The sequence below is a fragment of the Providencia sp. PROV024 genome, from assembly GCF_032709665.1.
In the GTDB taxonomy this organism is placed as follows: Bacteria; Pseudomonadota; Gammaproteobacteria; order Enterobacterales; family Enterobacteriaceae; genus Providencia; species Providencia huashanensis.
Map to the genome: position 1 here is coordinate 1,135,715 of NZ_CP120545.1, position 17,003 is coordinate 1,152,717.

Sequence of the window (17,003 nt, forward strand, 5' to 3'; positions counted from 1 at the left end):
GAAGCCGAGAGGCGAGGGACACAGCAGCTTGTTCAAGATTGCAGTTCTGGTTTAGTGACGAAATGCGCTAAACGGGAACAAACCGAATTTGTCTGGCGGCAATAGCGCGGTGGTCCCACCTGACCCCATGCCGAACTCAGCAGTGAAACGCCGTAGCGCCGATGGTAGTGTGGGGTCTCCCCATGTGAGAGTAGGGAACTGCCAGACATTAATTAAAAATTTATTGCTTATAAGAAGCAGTAAATTGCCGAAAGGCGAAAAGAATAAGTGGAGCGGTAGTTCAGTTGGTTAGAATACCTGCCTGTCACGCAGGGGGTCGCGGGTTCGAGTCCCGTCCGTTCCGCCACTTAATCAAGCCCCGTGATGAAAATCACGGGGCTTTTTTACATATATGAACCGAAGAATGCTAATAATATTAAATAGTTAAATTAGGTGATATCAATTTCAAAATAGCGCTTTAAGGCTTTTTTGCCCGTTGATGTAAAACTTACTTCCCTATAGCCTTTTATTCTGTTTATCCATCCGTTTTGCTCAAATATTTTTAATAATTCAGCGCCAGCGACTCCACTCAGATGCATACTTCGTTCGCTCCAGTCTAAACATTCACACACCATTTTTTTTGTTGTCTTTATTGGCAATTTGATGCCTAGCTGTTTAAAACCGTCAATGCCAAATGTAGAAAGTTTGTTCTCTTCGATTAATATCCAGCCTCTTTTTTGCATAGATTGATAGATTTTTACTGCGATTTCTCCTGCTAGGTGGTTATAACAGGTGCGCGCTTTGCGTAAGGTAATAGGTGTGGTGGTGGGGTGTTGACTCTTCATTTTCATTGAAACCCCCATTAAAGTTTCAATTAGAGCTGCGATATCTGTACCAGCGAGGCGATAGTAGCGGTGTCGCCCTTGAGACAGATAGGTAATTAATTGACTATTTAACAATTTTGCCAGATGGGCACTGGCCGTTGAAGGTGTGACCCCTGCAACGGTACTTAACTCTGTTGCAGTCCAAGCCTTGCCATCCATTAGTGCACAAAGAATACTGACCCTTGAGGGGTCAGCAATTGCAGAGGCAACATTTGAAATTGAGCGTTCTAAGTGTTCATTTTCCTCGGTTAGGAGGTCTGGCTGGATTGATCTCACGGGGAACACTCCATTTTTTCGTGATTTTAATAGCGAGCTCATTGTTATCGGTTAATAGTATCAACCTATTGTTGTGATCACTATATTGCACAAGGATATTAATATGATAATGAGCGAGGTGTGCAGCTATTTTGCCAAGCTCTCCTGGGCAATCTTGATTGAGTTGACAAATTACAGGTTGTGAAATGCTTTCAAGCTGTAAACCTACGGAGAATAGAGCTTGATGAATATTTTCTGTGTGCTCAATTAAAAAATGTGCATGGCTTTTTCCCTCGACAGAAAAAACACCGCCACCTTCGAGACTGATGCCATGTTGGCCTAATGTAGCGCCAAGTATCGCTAATTTGCCCGGTTGATTATCAAGGATCACATAAATATCATACATAAAGGTTAGTCTCTTTTATTTAATGAATAATCTCTGATAACTTGTGCTACCCGAATATGGTATTGTGAAAAAATGGTGCTTTTCCCTTCAAATTGAGCATGTTGGTGTTGCATATTGTTTTTCCATTCAATTATGGCTTCTTCATTTTCCCACCACGATAGAGACAAAATCTTCCCAGTGGTTGTTAGGCTTTGAAAACGCTCAATAGAAATAAATCCTTTAATATTTAGTAACTCTGACTTGAGTTCAGCGGCTAGCTGAAAGTAACGGCTTTGTTGTTCAGGAATTGGATTTGCTTCAAATAGTACTGCGATCATAAAACCCCCTTCAGTTAGAAAGCCTTAATATAGTCAATTTTTTTAGGGATGCTTCGATAGAGAACGAAATGTATAAGATAGTGAAGAGGGGGCATCCGGTAAGGAATGATTTAGTGAAAGGGGACGATAAAGATGAAACCAAAGATTATTTAAATGATTGATATAAGCTATATCCTGCTACAGCTCCAGCAACGTCATAAGTAAAATCATGCCAGCTCCAACCTGTTCCTTCTGGCCGACTATCATATAATTCTTTTGCAGCACCTAGTGAGACTGAAAATAAAATACCGAATTGTGCTGCGTCTCTATGTCGCATATTTTGCCTATCAGCATATGCATTTCCTGCTGCAGCCATTGCTGCGGAAAATGCGAAGTGTTGGGCTTTATCTTTGCCTTTCCAGTTATCATTAGACCAATGATAGCCACTACACCCAGTGATTAACATTATGAATATACTAATAATGAATGGCTTAAACATAGTAGGTATCATCACCGAGTCAACGGCCATAAAAAGCGCCACTAAAGTGACGCTGACTTGGACTGGGGTTATAAAATCCGGCTAATTAGCCTATCCACACGTATTCGACGTAATCTGCGGATAAGTTTTTTTACTTTTACTGGGTAGGTTTGAATGCTATCAAGTTCCCGAAAATGGCCTACCACTTTTGTGTGCGTGCGGATGCACTCTAATTCGTGGCTACGTTGATCTTGTAATTCTTGTTTTGGATCGTGGATAAGCACTGCATTTTCAAGATCTAGCCCCCATGCCCGAGGATTCAAGTTATTACCTGTTATTAACTGCCACTGATTATCTACCCACATCCCTTTTAGATGATAGGTATTTTCACCATCTTTCCACAGCCTAACGGTCAGTTGTTGATTATCGATAAAACGTTGCAGACGGCTTACAAAGCGGCGCAGGTTTATCTCATAGAGATAAGGTAGTGCACCTATAATTTTAAATGGTTCTTCAGGTGGGATATAGAAATCATTAGCTGTCTTATCACCAATAATAATTTCGACTTGCTTACCCTCTCTTAGCAACCGACTAATAATTCTAACTAAAACTGCTGGTAGATTAAAATAGGGCGTACAAATTGTGAGCTTTTTATTGGTAGAGCCCATTAAATGAGTGATCACACGGTTTAAATCATTCTTTTTACCAAGGCCGACAAATGGAGTTACGGATAGCTCATCGTTTGAGGCATTCCCGATAAATTGATAAGAAGAACCCCTTAACCCCAAACGAAATTGTTTGATTAAGTGTTTAAATTCAGCTGTTTTAGGGCGAGTTGTTGTATTTAGTAAATGAACAGCCTCGGCTTGTAATAACGAGTCATCAATAAATTTTTTCATTGATGCGGTAAGTTGGCTATTTTTGATCAAATGATACCGATCATAACGGTACTTATCATGACGTTGTAAGTAAACATCATTAATACTTGCACCGCTGTACAGTAAAGTATCATCAAACAAGAAACCTTTTAGGTGCAACACACCTAAGGCTTCCCTAGTATTAACAGGAATGCCATAGACTGGAATATCGATATTAGGATAATGCTGAGCAACGTCATAGTACCAATCGGCGTTAGTTGCATTTGCTGCAACGCCTATTCTGCCACGTTGAGCACGGTGCCAGTCTACGAGAATTTTGATATCCAATGATGTATTAGCTTGTTTTGCAGCATATAACGCATGAAGTACGTCTTTGCCTGCATCATCTTTCTCTAAATACAAAGCGGTTATGTAGATAGTATTTTGAGCCTGAGAAATTTGTTTCAGCAGTTCATCACGAAAATCTTCTGTCTTATATAGCGTTTTTACATCAGCAATTTCTTGAGACAGTTTAGGTAAACTAACCAAATATTGTTGATGTTTTGCTTGTTTTAATTTTGACAACATCACAGTGTGAATTTTCTCTTATTAGTCCAATAGCAAATCGCTTTACGCACATTTTCAAGCGAATGATCTATGGATGATAGCATATTTAGCCAAACCATTTAGTACAAATTAACAGCCTGTTTAATTACCATACAAGTTATGTAGTTATACCCAGTTTTTTTACAGATAGAGTGTTAGGTTTACGACCCCATCCTCAAACTGAACATCAATTTCAAAGCCTAATTTTTTTGCCAAGCTGATCATATTTCTATTTTCAGGCATGGTTATTGCCGTCAATTTTTTTATACCGTGGTTACGGGTGTAATTAAGCAGCTTTTGCATTAGCTGGTAACCAAGAGTTTGCCCTTTCATATCTGAGCGCACTAATACAGCAAATTCAGCTTCTTGGTTATCTGGATCGGCCATTGCACGGGTAACGCCAATAATCTCAGGATTAGAACCTTGGTTTTTGACGGCCACGAAAGCCATTTCTCTGTCGTAATCAATTTGAGTCATGTTTGCGAGATCATCATGGGTGAATTCGCTGATCTCGCTAAAATAACGATAGTAAAGATCTTCTTTGGTGACTTGTTCGATAAAGGACTTCAGTAATGGTTCGTCTTCAGGAAGAATAGGCCGTAGCAGGCAGGTTAGGTCTTCTTTTAAGGCGATAGTTTCTTCGAGTTCGCTCGGATAAGGGCGAATAGCAAGCCTCGATGTTGTTGCACTATCTGTTGGACTTAATGTCATAGAGACATCAAGCAAGGTAAATTCGTCACCTGAAGCTAACAATGGATGAATGTCTAAACGTGTAATATTCGGGCAATCAATAATTAGATTTGAAACACGGACCAATAAGCTAGATAGCCCTAGTATATTTAAAGGTTCTAGGGCACTTCTGGATTTGATTTTATATCCTTTAATTGCATTGATTACCAGATAACGGGCCAAAGCCATATTAAGTGGCGGCAAGGCGACGGCTGCTTGGCTTTCTTGTTGCCATTCAATACCGCCTTCTCCTAACATAATTAAGGGACCAAATACGGGGTCTAATTCAACAGCAATTCTTAGCTCTTGGGCCCCAGCTCGGTTTGCCATACTTTGTACCAGTAACCCTTCAATGCGTGCATTAGGGAAATTAGTGGAAACACGCTCAATAATTGCTTTTGCGGCATCCTCGACTTCTTTCGCATTACGTAAATAAAGCATAACCCCCTGTACTTCAGATTTATGGACAATATCTGGAGAACGTAGTTTTAATGCAACGGGATAACCAATTTTTTCTGCAATTTCAATGGCCTCATCACTTGAATGGGCAATCCATGTTGGAAGGCTGTTTAAGCCATATGCCTTTAAGATAGGCTGGACTTCATGGGTATCTAAATGAAGGTTGTTGTTAGTTAATGCTTGTTGGATGTATTCATGAGCTTGCTGAGTGTTTGCCGTAATACCCACAGGGAGCGCTGGAGTTTCTTTGAGTTGTTTTTGATTACGGCGGTATTCCACCATATGCATATAGGCGGTAATAGCCCCTTCAGGAGTACGATAAGTTGGAATACCAGCTTCACTGAAAAGTCGGCGTGATTCTTGAGATGAATATTCGCCGCACCAATTGGTTAGGATGGTTAGCCATTTCCCCCTAGGGTGCTGTTTTATGGCCTTAATAATTTTTTCTGCCATTATTTTGCTTTCAGTGATCGCACTCGGTGTGTGGATCAATAACAAAGCATCGTGGTCGTGGCTATCAAGCATTTTATTTAGCACATTGATGTAGCGTTCAACCGTTGAGTCATCCCCTAAGTCGATAGGATTTTGCGTTGATAAATCAAGAGGCAATAAAGAGCTTAATTCATTTTCGGTTTCAATACTTAGCTTAGCCAGCTTACCATTGCGTAACAGTAGTTCATCTAATGCCATCGCTGCGGGTGCTGAACCATTGCTCATGATAGACAGGCGTTCCCCCCGTAATGGCGTCATATAACTTAATGTTTCTACGGCGGAAAACATTTCATGAGTGTCTTGTACACGTAAAAGCCCGGCCCGTTGGATAGCCGCATCATAGGCGGCGTCTAAGCTAGGTTTATCACCGAGTAGTTCTTGTGCTTTACGCGTACGACCACTTTTTATGACTAAAATTGGCTTATTACGTGATGCACTACGAGATGAAGACAAAAAGCGCCTTGCATCACTGATGTTCTCAAGATAAAGCAAAATAGCACTTGTTTTACTGTCCCGAGCTAAGTAATCCAATAAGTCATCGATATCGATATCGATGCTATCACCAAGGGCAATAAAGTAGGAAAAACCGATTTCTCTGTGCCTTGCCCAGTCAAGAACAGTGTTTGAGACCGCGGCAGATTGAGAGATAAAGGCGAGTTTTCCTTTTAAAATTGGAATAGGTGAAAAACTGGCATTTAGCCCTTGCCATGGGGCAAGGAAGCCTAAGCTATTTGGGCCAAGTAACCGCATTTGGTACTGTTGAGCAACTTTTTTAAGTTCATTAAATTGAATAGAAGGGGATGATAAAACAATCACAACCTTACAACCAACAGCGCCTAATTGATGCAAACAATCGATATTCCGTGAGTAATGAGTGCAAATTACAGCAAGATCAGGTTTAAGAGGGAGTTCATCAACTGATGGATAAGCAAATACACCAAGTACTGAATGACGGTTTGGGTTAACAGGAAGGATTGGCCCTTTGAAGCCACTGGTTAGGAGATTTTTCATCATCACCGAACCTGCACGGTTCGGATTTTCAGATGCCCCAATAACAACAATAGACTTTGGTCTGAATAAAGATTCTAGCTGACTCACTAAACCCATGATTGGTAACCTTCCGTTTTGCTGGAACGAACTAAAAGCTCAATAGATAAAATAGGCTGAGTAATACTTATGAATACTATGCCCTAACTTTGACTTTGCGCTAGTTTATCCTGCCAATTTAATTAATTTATACAAGCACGTTCACGTTTTATGATGATGATGGTCCGAAAGTTAAAATTTCTTGGTACTACGTGCGTAAAATAAATTAAAAAATTACCCAAAAATAGTTAGAGCGAGGTTTCATTTAGCATCATTTGTGCCATTGGATGGTGAGGTTTACCTTCAAGATATTTGTGGCGAAATAGGTTGAAGTGGCTGAACAATTGTTGAGATGCGTTGGTATCCCCAGCTAATTCTAAAACTGTTGCAGCAACTTCCGCTGTACAGTGTTGTTCTTCCCTTGATGGCGTCCGTAATAAATAATCAGTTCTTGCTTTGGTATTGATTGAAAGCATTGGAAGATTATTGAGATAAGGGCTTTTTCGAAACATTTTACGGGCTTCAGGCCAAGTGCCATCCAATAAAATAAACAACGGGGGTTTTTCAGAGATATTTGGTTGATTTACCACGGTGCGTTCACTTTCAGCGTAGCTCTCTGGAAAAATAAGATATGGTTGTTTTGTGGTGTCTTGTAATATAGCTAATAACTGCGCGTCCGGTTCAGTCCTTGACCATTGGAATGCGAGGGTATTAGGCAAAATATCTGCAATCAATTTCCCAGTATTACTTGGTTTAAATACTTCGCCATCAAACATAATTAAGCAAAATTGGCTTTTTGCTTGTGATGATACCGTATCTTTGCATAAGCATTGTGGAACAGGTAACAAGCAATATTCACAGCGTTTTACTCGACAACCTCTGGCTTTAAAAGGCTTAGTTGATAATGCAAGGCGCTGCTGGCGAAGGTGATAAACTGCATTCGGGGTCATGGTTAATTAAGGTTTTTAGGGGATTTAAAATGAGGGGCTTATTGTACGCAAAACGATTTCTATACGATAGAAGTATATTCAATAAGTTTTCGGTGAGATAATAGCGTGAATCGGTGGCGTAGCCTTGCAACATCATGTAATCTTCGCGCCATAGCTTAGTAGGGGATAGTGATGAACGACTCGAATGAATTTAGTGGTAAAAACGGCAAAGTAAAAGTGATGTATGTCCGTAGTGAAGAAGCGGACAACAATAAAAATAATGATAAACGCCGTGGCGGTCGTGACGGAGGGCGTGACGATAGACGTGGTAATGATAAACGCAGTAATGACCGACGTGATGGAAGAAATGACCGTGGTGGGCGCCCTAATCGTCCGGAGCGTCGTTCTGATAGCCGCGATGATGTATCTCGTGAGCGTTCACCATGGCGCACTGTTTCTAAACCAGATAGCGAAGAACTGGTTAACGACCATGGTGGAATTGCGGGTAAAAGCCAAATAGACCCGGAGCAATTACGTAAGCAACGTCAGGAAGAAACGCGTATCTATGGTGAAAACGCATGCCAAGCTATGTTTAAGAACCGGCCTGATGCGATTGTTCGTGCGTGGTTCTTACAATCTGTGACGCCACGTTTTCGTGATGCATTAAAATGGATGGCGGCAAACCGTAAAGCTTACCATGTTGTTGATGATGAAGAGTTATCAAAGGCATCGGGCACTGAACACCATGGTGGTGTCTGTTTTATCATCAAAAAGCGTGGTGGAATGAGCGCAGATGCTTATATACAGCAAGCGGCAGAGAAAGATTGTGTATTAGCACTAGAAGATGTAGGTAACCCACATAACCTAGGCGGAATGATGCGTAGCTGTGCCCACTTCGGTGTGAAAGGCGTTATTTTGCAAGATGCTGGCATGCTAGAGTCTGGTGCAGCAATTCGTACCGCAGAAGGCGGCGCTGAGCATATTAAAGCGATTGATGCTGACGGTTTAACCTCAACGTTGGATAAATTTCGTCAAGCAGGTTATACCATTGTGACTACCTCTAGCCATAAAGGAAGCCAAGATTTAGCGAAAGCTAAGTTACCCGCTAAAATGGTCTTAGTATTAGGCCAAGAAAGTGATGGCTTAAGTGATAGCACGTGGGATCAAGGGGATATGAGTCTGTATATTGGCGGTACAGGTAAAGTAGAAAGCTTGAACGTGTCTGTTGCAACTGGAATTATGTTGGCGCAATGGTGGCAGCAAAACCAAGTTAAGTAATAGCGCACTGAGTAAAAATTAAATCCAGGCTAGCTAAATATAAAGCTAGTTCTGGATTTACATTTAGCTCGTATAAAGTGAGAGCTAACTTAACAATTTATTGATTCAATAAATTCTAAATATTGGGTCATTTGTTTATCCGTAATATTCCCTTCAGGTGATAATTCAGTTAGTCCTTTTTCGTCATATGTTTCGGTACCATAAAACCCAAAAAAGCCGCCCCATTTAGCATTAATGTATAAGACGGTAACTTCGAACGGCCGCAATATCTCAGCGAGTGTATACTGATATTTTCCTTCAGCATGGTAGTCCTCATCCCTAATTCCAGCGGTAACGGCTAAAGCGATCGTTTTTTCTTTCAGTCTGTCGTGACTTTGTGAACCATATGCCCACCCATAAGTAAATACATCGTCTAGCCATTTCTTAAGTAATGGCGGAGAGTTAAACCAATAAATAGGAAATTGTAAGATCACATTGTCATGGGCTTCAATTAGCGCTTGCTCTCTAGCAACATCAATATTCCAATCTGGATAAGCTTCATAAATATTATGGATCGTAAAGTCATTGGTTTGTTTGGCGGCTTGTTCTAATAGATGACGATTAATAACAGAGTCTTGCATATTAGGATGAGCGACGACGATTAAAGTTTTCACTAAATTATTCCTTTGTTTGAAAGTATTGGCAGTATAAAATCCAATTTCAAAAAAGAAAATACGCACACTGACGACACATACTTACCTAAAGGATAGTGATAATATGAAAAATAGAGAGGAAATATTATGTGCTTTGAGTGGTATTAACCCGCAAGAAACTGGCTTCGGGTATACGCTTTCCGTTATCAATGGCAAATATAAAATGATCATTTTGTATTGGTTAGCCCAACATAAAGAAGTGATCCGTTTTAATGAGTTACAACGTTGTATCGGAACGATTACTTACAAGACATTAAGTTCGACGCTTAAAGAGTTAGAAAAAGATGGTTTAGTATTTAGAGAGGAATACCCTCAAATCCCCCCTAAAGTAGAATATAGTTTAACTCCCCGAGGAAAAACGTTAATTCCAGTTCTCAATATGATGTGTGAGTGGGGGAACAAATACGTGACGAAATAGCAAATTAAAAGTCATGCGGGCTTAACTTCTATTATGGGGGGTATTTTTAGCAATAGCCGATTAATTATTTATGGCTTAATGAGTTTCACTCGTTGAGTTGTTATTGCGCTATAAGCCTATGACTGAGCAAATATGTAATATTTTTTGTATAAAGAATATTATTTATGCAATAAGCAAACTAGCTCAGTTAATTTAGGGGCTAAAAATTCCTCTTCGGAATAATTACATGAATAAGCTTCTAGCAAATGATTTGCGAATTGAATAAGGTCTAAGCGGGTTAATGGTGTTACTTTTGTCACGATTTTATAAGCTGCAGAAATTTCATTTAAACTGATGCAGTATTCATAATAGCCTGTTTCGATGGCTTGAGTAACTTCTTGTGGAATACAAGTAAAATCAAGGTCATCAGCTTCAAGTTTTAGCTGCAGATAAGCCTGAACATCGTCCAATATATCGAAAGGGTAAATTTCTTGGTATTGATTGACATAGCAAATAAGTTTTTTGCGGTATTGCTCTGCTTGGAAGTCATCTAAGGTGTTGATCAGTTCTACTAGCTGGCTATTTTCAACCCATGATTTCATGATAATTTACCTGAGCAATCTGATTAGTGAATTAGTGTATTGGTTAGAAAGGCGATAAGCAAAAAAATAACCCCACATAAAAAGTGGGGCTAGGATGATAAAGCGGGGGCTAATGTGCACCACCACCTTTTGAACCTGCACCGAATGGGGGTTTTGCAAACCAAACAATGACCATTAATAAGATAAAAATCCCTGCGGATAACCAAAAGATCTCATTTGCGGAGATAATAAGCCCTTGGTCTGTAATGGTTTTCGCTAAATATGCAGCACTTTGTTGCTCATTCAAACCAATCTTTGCCAGTTCATGATACATATATTGGGCATTAGGGTTGTAAGGGTTGACAAACTCTGTGAGGTTTTCATGGTGCATTGATTCCCTTTGTGTCCACATCGTGGTAGTAATCGATGTCCCTATTGCCCCTGCTAATGTACGGGTAAAGTTGGATAGGCTGGATGCTGAAGCCATTTTCTCAGGCGGTAGGCCTGATAAGGTAATGGTTGTTAGTGGCATAAAGAAACAGGCGATGGCTAGGCCTTGTACAAATTGTGGCCATGCTGCTGCTGCGAAACTCATATCCGGTTCAAAGGTATAAGCTCGCCAATAGTAACAAACAGCATAGATAATAAAGCTGAATGTAACCAGATAGCGCATGTCAATTCGGTTACCAAAACGACCAATTATTGGGGTAATTAACAAGGGTAATAAACCAACGGGTGCAGAAGCCAAGCCTGCCCATGTTGCGGTATAGCCGTAAACCTCCTGCAATAATTGGGGCAGTAATACAATGGTCCCAAAATATAGCATGTAAGCGAGGCTTAGGGATAAGCAGCCAATAGTAAAATTCCGTTCTTTAAATAGTGAAAGGTCAATTACGGGGTGTTCATCCGTGAGCTCCCATACGATCAGGAAAGCAATAGCAACAACGGCAATTATGGTCAAAACAATAATTTCGGTAGAGTTAAACCAATCGAGTTCTTTGCCTTGGTCAAGCATGATTTGTAGTGCGCCAATCCCTACTACAAGCAATACTAAACCAATAGTATCAATGCGTTGTATCGATATTTTTGTTTCACGACCTTTTAGTGTTTTCATGATGGCAAAAATAATCGCGATACTAAATGGTACGTTGATAAAAAATATCCAGCCCCAATGATAGTTGTCACTAATGTACCCACCAAGAATTGGCCCGCAAATAGGCGCAATGACAATGGTCATTGACCAAAGAGCTAATGCCATATTTCGCTTAGCTGGTGGGTAGTTATTAAGAAGCAGGCTCTGAGATAATGGGATCAGTGGTCCCGCAACTAAGCCTTGCAATACACGGAATAAAATTAGCATTTCTAAACTACTAGAAATGCCACATAGCCATGAAGTTAAAGCAAATAGCCCTGTCGACCACAAAAATAATCTTACTTCGCCTATCCGGCGAGCTAGCCAGCCAGTGATTGGAATTGAAATTGCATTAGCGACACCAAAGGAGGTAATTACCCAAGTTCCCTGTGAGTTAGAAGCACCTAAGTTACCCGCAATAGTTGGGATCGCTACGTTAGCAATCGTAGAGTCAAGTACTTGCATAAAGGTTGCCAATGAAAGGGCAATAGTCATCCAAGCAAGTTTTGATCCTGTTAACGGTGCTGGCGTCACGGTTGCTCCCTCACTTATTTATTCCCTGAGTTATTATTAATTATCTCAGTAACTATTTTATCGGCAGGTGACATATCAACGGCTAATGCTGCAGTGTGGTATGCAGGTGTATCGCGCATGCCTTTAGAAAGTACTTTGCCATCTTTATTTAAAGTATCGACGGTCACTTCAGTTGATAACCCTATGCGCAGGGGATGCTCTTCAACTTGATTAGCATCTAAGGCGATACGAACGGGGAGACGTTGTACGACTTTGATCCAATTACCGCTCGCATTTTGTGCAGGGAGTAATGAAAATGCACTTCCTGTCCCCATATCTAAACCGACGACGGTTCCATTGAAAACAATATCTTTACCGTAGAAATCAGTGGTGACCTTTGCAGTTTGGCCAATACGCATATCCGCAAGTTGAGTTTCTTTAAAATTAGCGTCAATCCACATGCCACTAGAAGGGACGATAGCCATTAATGGTGTTGAAGGCGTAATCTGTGAACCTACTTGTACACTGCGGCGGGAAACATAACCATCGACGGGGCTGACGATTTTAGTTCGTTGTAAGGTTAACCAAGCGTTTCTCACTTGTGTTGCGGCTTGTTCTACAGCGGGTTGTTTTGCTATTGGGGTGTTAAGAACAATGGCTTGATTGGCATTGTACTGTTCAATTGCCATATCTAATGCGGCTTTTGCACTGACGACAGCCTCTCTGGCATGTTGTAGTTCTTCTTTGCCGATAACATTGCTACTACCTAGAACTTCTCTGCGTTTTAAATCATTTTGTAATCGGTTAAGTTCTGAACGCTTAACGGCAATGTTCGCTTGCAATTGGCGGCTGTTAATTATGTGTTGGCGTGTTTGGCGCACACTATTGGCAAGTTCTGTTTTTGCTTTTTCAAGTGCTATTTCTGCATCCCTAGGGTCGAGCGTGACTAGCGTGGTCCCACTTTTGACGAAGTCAGTGTTATCAACATTGACCGTCATGACACTTCCAGAAACTTGAGATTGAATTTGTACTTGGTTACCTGCGACATATGCATTGTCTGTAGACTCATAATGACGAAGTACGAGATACCAGTAAACAGCCCAGCCAACGCCAATAGCAATAAAAATAATGGTTAAAAACACGAGCGCATTTCTACGTTGTCTTTTTTTATTTGGTTGGGGAGTCTGCGTTTGTTGCATTTCCTCAGGGGAACTCATACTCATATTCTCCATGTTCGATGGATAGGGATCACAATTGTTTCCAGTAGTTAGGGATTAACCACTGGAAACTAAGACTACAAATGATTTTGCTGCTCGATGGGATATCGCAAAGCATAAGAATGAAAGGATAACGAAATATTGTTAGCTGAAAAGTTTTTTTTCACCTTTGAGCGTAAGAATGCCTCAAATACATTAACCCTATAAAGATCATGGTTAATCTTTTATCGTATCCAGTTTGGTGAGTAATTTACGCATCAGCATATCCAGCTGTTGTTTTTCATTAGCATCCAAAACAGACCAAATATCAATAAGGGCGCCATGCTGAGGTGGCAATAAACCATTTAAGAATTCAGTTCCTTTCTCAGTCAAATGCAAGTGTAGGCAACGTCTGTCGTTATGGCTTTCTTTACGTTCAATCCAACCATTTTTTTCAAGCTCATCGGCTATGCGTGTGGCGTTGGTTCGTGAGGAACCGAGTGCTGCACTAAGTTCAGAGGGCTGGATACTACGGGAGTCTTTTGTATCAAGGATCATTAATGCCATGAATAAAGTTTCATTAATACCTTGAGCTCTTAACATGTTATTACGTGATTCAAGTAGCTTGCCATGAACATGCATACATAGGCGTGTTAAGAGAATTTCTTGATACGGAATCGGTGCTTCATGTGAATCTTGCTGTGCAACACGAGCGTTTAGTAGTTCTTCAGTCGGTGTAAATGAACTTTCCATTATTTGGATACCTTATTAGTTTCAGTTGGTAAGATTACAACTGTCATCAACCACCTAAATGGTATATTAAAAGATAGAATTAGCAATTATACTTACTTAATACCGTCGATTTTATTTTGATTATGATACATCATTCATAAATTTTATGAATGTAATTTACAGGTTTCAGTATAGCGTAACCAATCATTTTTGCTTTTTTAGACATGATTGGTTATGAAGCAACCAAAAATAAATCGATTTAGGCACTAAATATAATCATATAAAACAATATATAATCACATCACATTAACTCAATACCACTTTTTTTATTACTCAATAATTACAAGTTAGATGGAACATTTTAATTATTACGTATAAATACCGAGTTTTGTTTAATTTATATATTATTCTATGTGTTAATAATTGCCACAACTAACTATTAGTATACCTTTTAATTAAGATATAGTATTTGTTTAACAGTGTCATTTGCTAACTTTCGCCTTAGTTATTATAACAAATAAAACTATTTAATGAATATATGAATATTTATTAATTCAATATTCAAAATATTTATTTGATAAACTTATAGGGTATCACTTTGATATGTTAGGTTTGTTTATGTGTTAAAGCACTGCAGCTAGCATTTTGTCTGAAATGTTAGCTGCGTTTTTATCTGCAGAAACGTTATTGATCCTGCGCGGTGATGGTAGGGTCAAAACGAATACCAATTGCCCAAATAATTAAACTGATTGCAGTTAAGATAACACCGGAAATGGCTACGCCTTCCCATCCTGCATGTTCATAAGCATAACCCGAAAGTAGTGAGCCTAGCGCTCCACCAATAAAATAACTGGTCATATAACCGGCAGTAAGCCGATTACGAGCCTCTGGTAAAATACGGTATAACGTACTTTGACTTGTTACGTGAACAGCTTGTACTGCAAGGTCGAGAACTAAGACGCCAATAATAAATGCAACGAGAGAGTGTTTAGCTAACCCTATAGGTATCCACGATAACAACAACAAAACGAGCCCAATTGTGGTCAGGAGTTTGCCTTTCCCTTTATCAACAAGATGTCCTGCCTGAGATGCCATGAATGCTCCAGCAGCCCCAACCAGACCAAATAAGCCAATAGTGCCTTCAGAGTAATTAAACGGTGGGCTTGCCAATAAAAAAGCCATCGCTGTCCATAGTAAACCAAAATTAGCAAATGAAAGTGCTCCGAGCGAGGCTCTTACGGCAAGCACGGGAGTACCAAAAAATAAGCGACCGATAGAGCCAAGTAACTGAAAATAGTTCAGATTGGTTTTTTGGTGATAGCGAGGCAATTTGATGGCTAGCACAATCATCAATAGGATCAATAAAGCGAAAGCTACCCAATAGATAGCTCTCCAGCCACCCACCATGGCGACAGCCCCTGAAACTGTCCTTGCAAGTAAAATTCCAAGCAGTAACCCACTCATAATGATACCAACCGCTTTACCGCGTTGATGTGGTTTGGCGATAGATGCTGCTAGTGGAATAAGTACTTGAGCGACCACTGAAAATAAACCAGTGAGAGCTGTACCTAATAATATTTGCCATACATGATTTGATAAAGCTGTAATTAGGAGACCTAACGCGGAAAGAAAGGTCATAACCAAAATTAAGCGTTTACGTTCAAATAAATCCCCTAAAGGGACTAAAAATAGTAAACCAGCAGCGTACCCCAACTGGGCAGCGGTCACAATAAACCCAGCCATATTGGTGGTAAGGTTAAATTGCTCGGCAATAGTCTCTAACAGAGGTTGAGCATAGTAATTACTAGCGACAACTAAACCTGTCGAAATTGCCATTAAAATGGTTAGGCCAGTAGTGAGTTCAGCCGTTTGTGGTTGTTTCATTTTTTATTACCAATCATCAATTAGGCAAATACTATAAACAAAATTCAAAAGCTTGGTTTATTTCTTTTCGCTATTTATAAAAAAAACCATCTTCAAGAAGAAGATGGTTTTTAGTTTTTGCTCAGTAGTTTAACTTATTTGGCAGCTTGTTTTGCTTCTTCAACCCAGCCATCGAAAGTGGATTGGTGTGCTTTAATCCATCCATTCACATGGCGTTCAATATCAGCTTGAGAAGCTTCTCCATTATGCATCCTTAAGTTTTGCGCATTCACATCGGCAATAGGTAATTTCATAATGGAAAACAATTTCGCCGCAGCAGGGTTATCGGCAGCCCATTTTTTATTCGCTACAATGTGCATTGTGTTTGGTGGGAAACCATAGTTTTTGCCATTAGGAAGCGTAGTATCTGTTTTTTCACCATTCGGCATTGCCGAGAAAGGCACTTCTAACCAAACTACATCACGGCCTGGTTTTAACACATCACTGATCCAGTAAGGGGTCCAGGTATAGTAGAAAATAGGTTTCCCTTCTTTGTAGCGCGTGATGGTATCGGCCATCATAGCCGCGTAGTTTCCTTGATTGTGATCGATAGATTTTTCAAGGTCGTAAGCTTTTAAATGTGTATTGATCGCAGCTTCACAGCCCCAACCGGGGTTACAGCCAGTTAAGTCCGCTTTACCGTTACCGTTAGAGTCAAATAATTTTGCGATTTTTGGGTCTTTTAATTGCTCAATGTTGGTAATGTTATATTTATCAGCGGTTTTTTTATCAATTAAATAGCCTTGTGCTGCATTGACAACATAGTCCCCTTGGCGATAAAAGGCTTTATCACCACCGGCAGCTTCATATTGTGCATCATGTAAAGGTACCCAACTTACGGCTAGGAAAGTTGCGTCTCCATTGGCAATAGAGGAATAGGCAACGTTGTAATCCACTTCTTTGATAGGGTTAATATCATAGCCGAGCTTTTCAAGGGCTTTTGAGACAATTAAGGTTTGGAATGTTTCCTCACTGATGGTGCTTTGTACAGGGTTTATTTTAATTCCTTTACCCGGTAATGACTCCGCATACGCGAGTGAAGAGCTAAGAATAGCAGTCAGGGCAGTTGCAAGAATAATTGGCTTTCTCATTATGTTTATCCT

General features: G+C 40.1%; 16 protein-coding genes, 1 tRNA gene and 1 rRNA gene. 4 read left to right on the forward strand and 14 right to left on the reverse strand.

Going from position 1 to position 17,003, the window contains the following annotated elements; genetic code table 11:
* Positions 1-91 precede the first annotated feature (91 nt).
* Both rrf and P3L56_RS05135 read left to right on the forward strand, forming a co-directional pair.
* Positions 92-207 (forward strand): 5S ribosomal RNA (gene rrf / locus P3L56_RS05130).
* 62 nt (positions 208-269) lie between these two features.
* Positions 270-346 (forward strand) — tRNA-Asp (locus tag P3L56_RS05135).
* 82 nt (positions 347-428) lie between these two features.
* Here the strand turns inward: P3L56_RS05135 and P3L56_RS05140 are convergent.
* The 7 genes from P3L56_RS05140 to P3L56_RS05170 form a co-directional block, all read right to left on the reverse strand.
* Entirely contained in the window at positions 429-1,139 is a 711-nt protein-coding gene (locus P3L56_RS05140) for an ArsR/SmtB family transcription factor (protein WP_272678746.1), read from the reverse strand.
* Positions 1,099-1,524 carry an amino acid-binding protein gene (locus P3L56_RS05145; RefSeq protein ID WP_042848415.1) on the reverse strand — a complete coding sequence of 142 codons (426 nt, stop codon included), beginning with the start codon at positions 1,522-1,524 and terminating at the stop codon, positions 1,099-1,101. The genes P3L56_RS05140 and P3L56_RS05145 overlap by 41 nt, the downstream gene beginning before the upstream one ends.
* A gap of 5 nt (positions 1,525-1,529) precedes the next feature.
* Positions 1,530-1,841: an antibiotic biosynthesis monooxygenase family protein gene (locus P3L56_RS05150; RefSeq protein ID WP_042848413.1), complete on the reverse strand. Its 312-nt coding sequence runs from the start codon at positions 1,839-1,841 to the stop codon at positions 1,530-1,532.
* Between the two features lie 145 nt (positions 1,842-1,986).
* On the reverse strand, positions 1,987-2,319 hold the full coding sequence (locus P3L56_RS05155) for a YfiM family lipoprotein (protein WP_131680524.1): 333 nt from the start codon (positions 2,317-2,319) through the stop codon (positions 1,987-1,989).
* 68 nt (positions 2,320-2,387) lie between these two features.
* Entirely contained in the window at positions 2,388-3,743 is a 1,356-nt protein-coding gene (gene pssA / locus P3L56_RS05160) for a CDP-diacylglycerol--serine O-phosphatidyltransferase (RefSeq protein WP_042848412.1), read from the reverse strand.
* Positions 3,744-3,902: 159 nt separating this feature from the next.
* Positions 3,903-6,548, reverse strand: coding sequence for a bifunctional acetate--CoA ligase family protein/GNAT family N-acetyltransferase (locus tag P3L56_RS05165; RefSeq protein WP_048606336.1), 2,646 nt, complete (start codon positions 6,546-6,548; stop codon positions 3,903-3,905).
* A gap of 227 nt (positions 6,549-6,775) precedes the next feature.
* On the reverse strand, positions 6,776-7,477 hold the full coding sequence (locus tag P3L56_RS05170) for a tRNA-uridine aminocarboxypropyltransferase (protein WP_042848409.1): 702 nt from the start codon (positions 7,475-7,477) through the stop codon (positions 6,776-6,778).
* A gap of 171 nt (positions 7,478-7,648) precedes the next feature.
* Between P3L56_RS05170 and P3L56_RS05175 the strand changes: the two genes are divergently transcribed.
* A complete protein-coding gene (locus P3L56_RS05175) occupies positions 7,649-8,734 on the forward strand; it encodes a tRNA/rRNA methyltransferase (protein WP_131680476.1) in 1,086 nt (361 codons plus the stop codon).
* An 89-nt stretch (positions 8,735-8,823) separates the two neighbouring features.
* Here P3L56_RS05175 and P3L56_RS05180 read toward each other — a convergent pair whose 3' ends face one another.
* Positions 8,824-9,387, reverse strand: coding sequence for an NAD(P)H-dependent oxidoreductase (locus P3L56_RS05180; RefSeq protein WP_042848406.1), 564 nt, complete (start codon positions 9,385-9,387; stop codon positions 8,824-8,826).
* A 103-nt stretch (positions 9,388-9,490) separates the two neighbouring features.
* Here P3L56_RS05180 and P3L56_RS05185 point away from each other — a divergent pair, with 103 nt between their 5' ends.
* Entirely contained in the window at positions 9,491-9,844 is a 354-nt protein-coding gene (locus P3L56_RS05185) for a winged helix-turn-helix transcriptional regulator (RefSeq protein ID WP_198861166.1), read from the forward strand.
* Positions 9,845-10,002: 158 nt separating this feature from the next.
* Here P3L56_RS05185 and P3L56_RS05190 read toward each other — a convergent pair whose 3' ends face one another.
* The 6 genes from P3L56_RS05190 to proX form a co-directional block, all read right to left on the reverse strand.
* Positions 10,003-10,425 carry a hypothetical protein gene (locus P3L56_RS05190; protein ID WP_233102491.1) on the reverse strand — a complete coding sequence of 141 codons (423 nt, stop codon included), beginning with the start codon at positions 10,423-10,425 and terminating at the stop codon, positions 10,003-10,005.
* Positions 10,426-10,534: 109 nt separating this feature from the next.
* Positions 10,535-12,070 (reverse strand): multidrug efflux MFS transporter permease subunit EmrB, encoded by a 1,536-nt coding sequence (emrB, locus tag P3L56_RS05195; protein WP_042848401.1) that lies wholly within the window; start codon positions 12,068-12,070, stop codon positions 10,535-10,537.
* 14 nt (positions 12,071-12,084) lie between these two features.
* Positions 12,085-13,266 carry a multidrug efflux MFS transporter periplasmic adaptor subunit EmrA gene (gene emrA / locus P3L56_RS05200; protein ID WP_042848400.1) on the reverse strand — a complete coding sequence of 394 codons (1,182 nt, stop codon included), beginning with the start codon at positions 13,264-13,266 and terminating at the stop codon, positions 12,085-12,087.
* Positions 13,267-13,482: 216 nt separating this feature from the next.
* Positions 13,483-13,998, reverse strand: coding sequence for a transcriptional repressor MprA (mprA, locus tag P3L56_RS05205; protein WP_042848398.1), 516 nt, complete (start codon positions 13,996-13,998; stop codon positions 13,483-13,485).
* A 663-nt stretch (positions 13,999-14,661) separates the two neighbouring features.
* The gene (locus P3L56_RS05210; RefSeq protein WP_042848397.1) at positions 14,662-15,861 is read right to left on the reverse strand and encodes an MFS transporter; all 1,200 of its coding nucleotides are present in this window, start codon (positions 15,859-15,861) and stop codon (positions 14,662-14,664) included.
* Positions 15,862-15,995: 134 nt separating this feature from the next.
* The gene (gene proX, locus P3L56_RS05215) at positions 15,996-16,991 is read right to left on the reverse strand and encodes a glycine betaine/L-proline ABC transporter substrate-binding protein ProX (RefSeq protein ID WP_042848394.1); all 996 of its coding nucleotides are present in this window, start codon (positions 16,989-16,991) and stop codon (positions 15,996-15,998) included.
* Positions 16,992-17,003 lie beyond the last annotated feature (12 nt).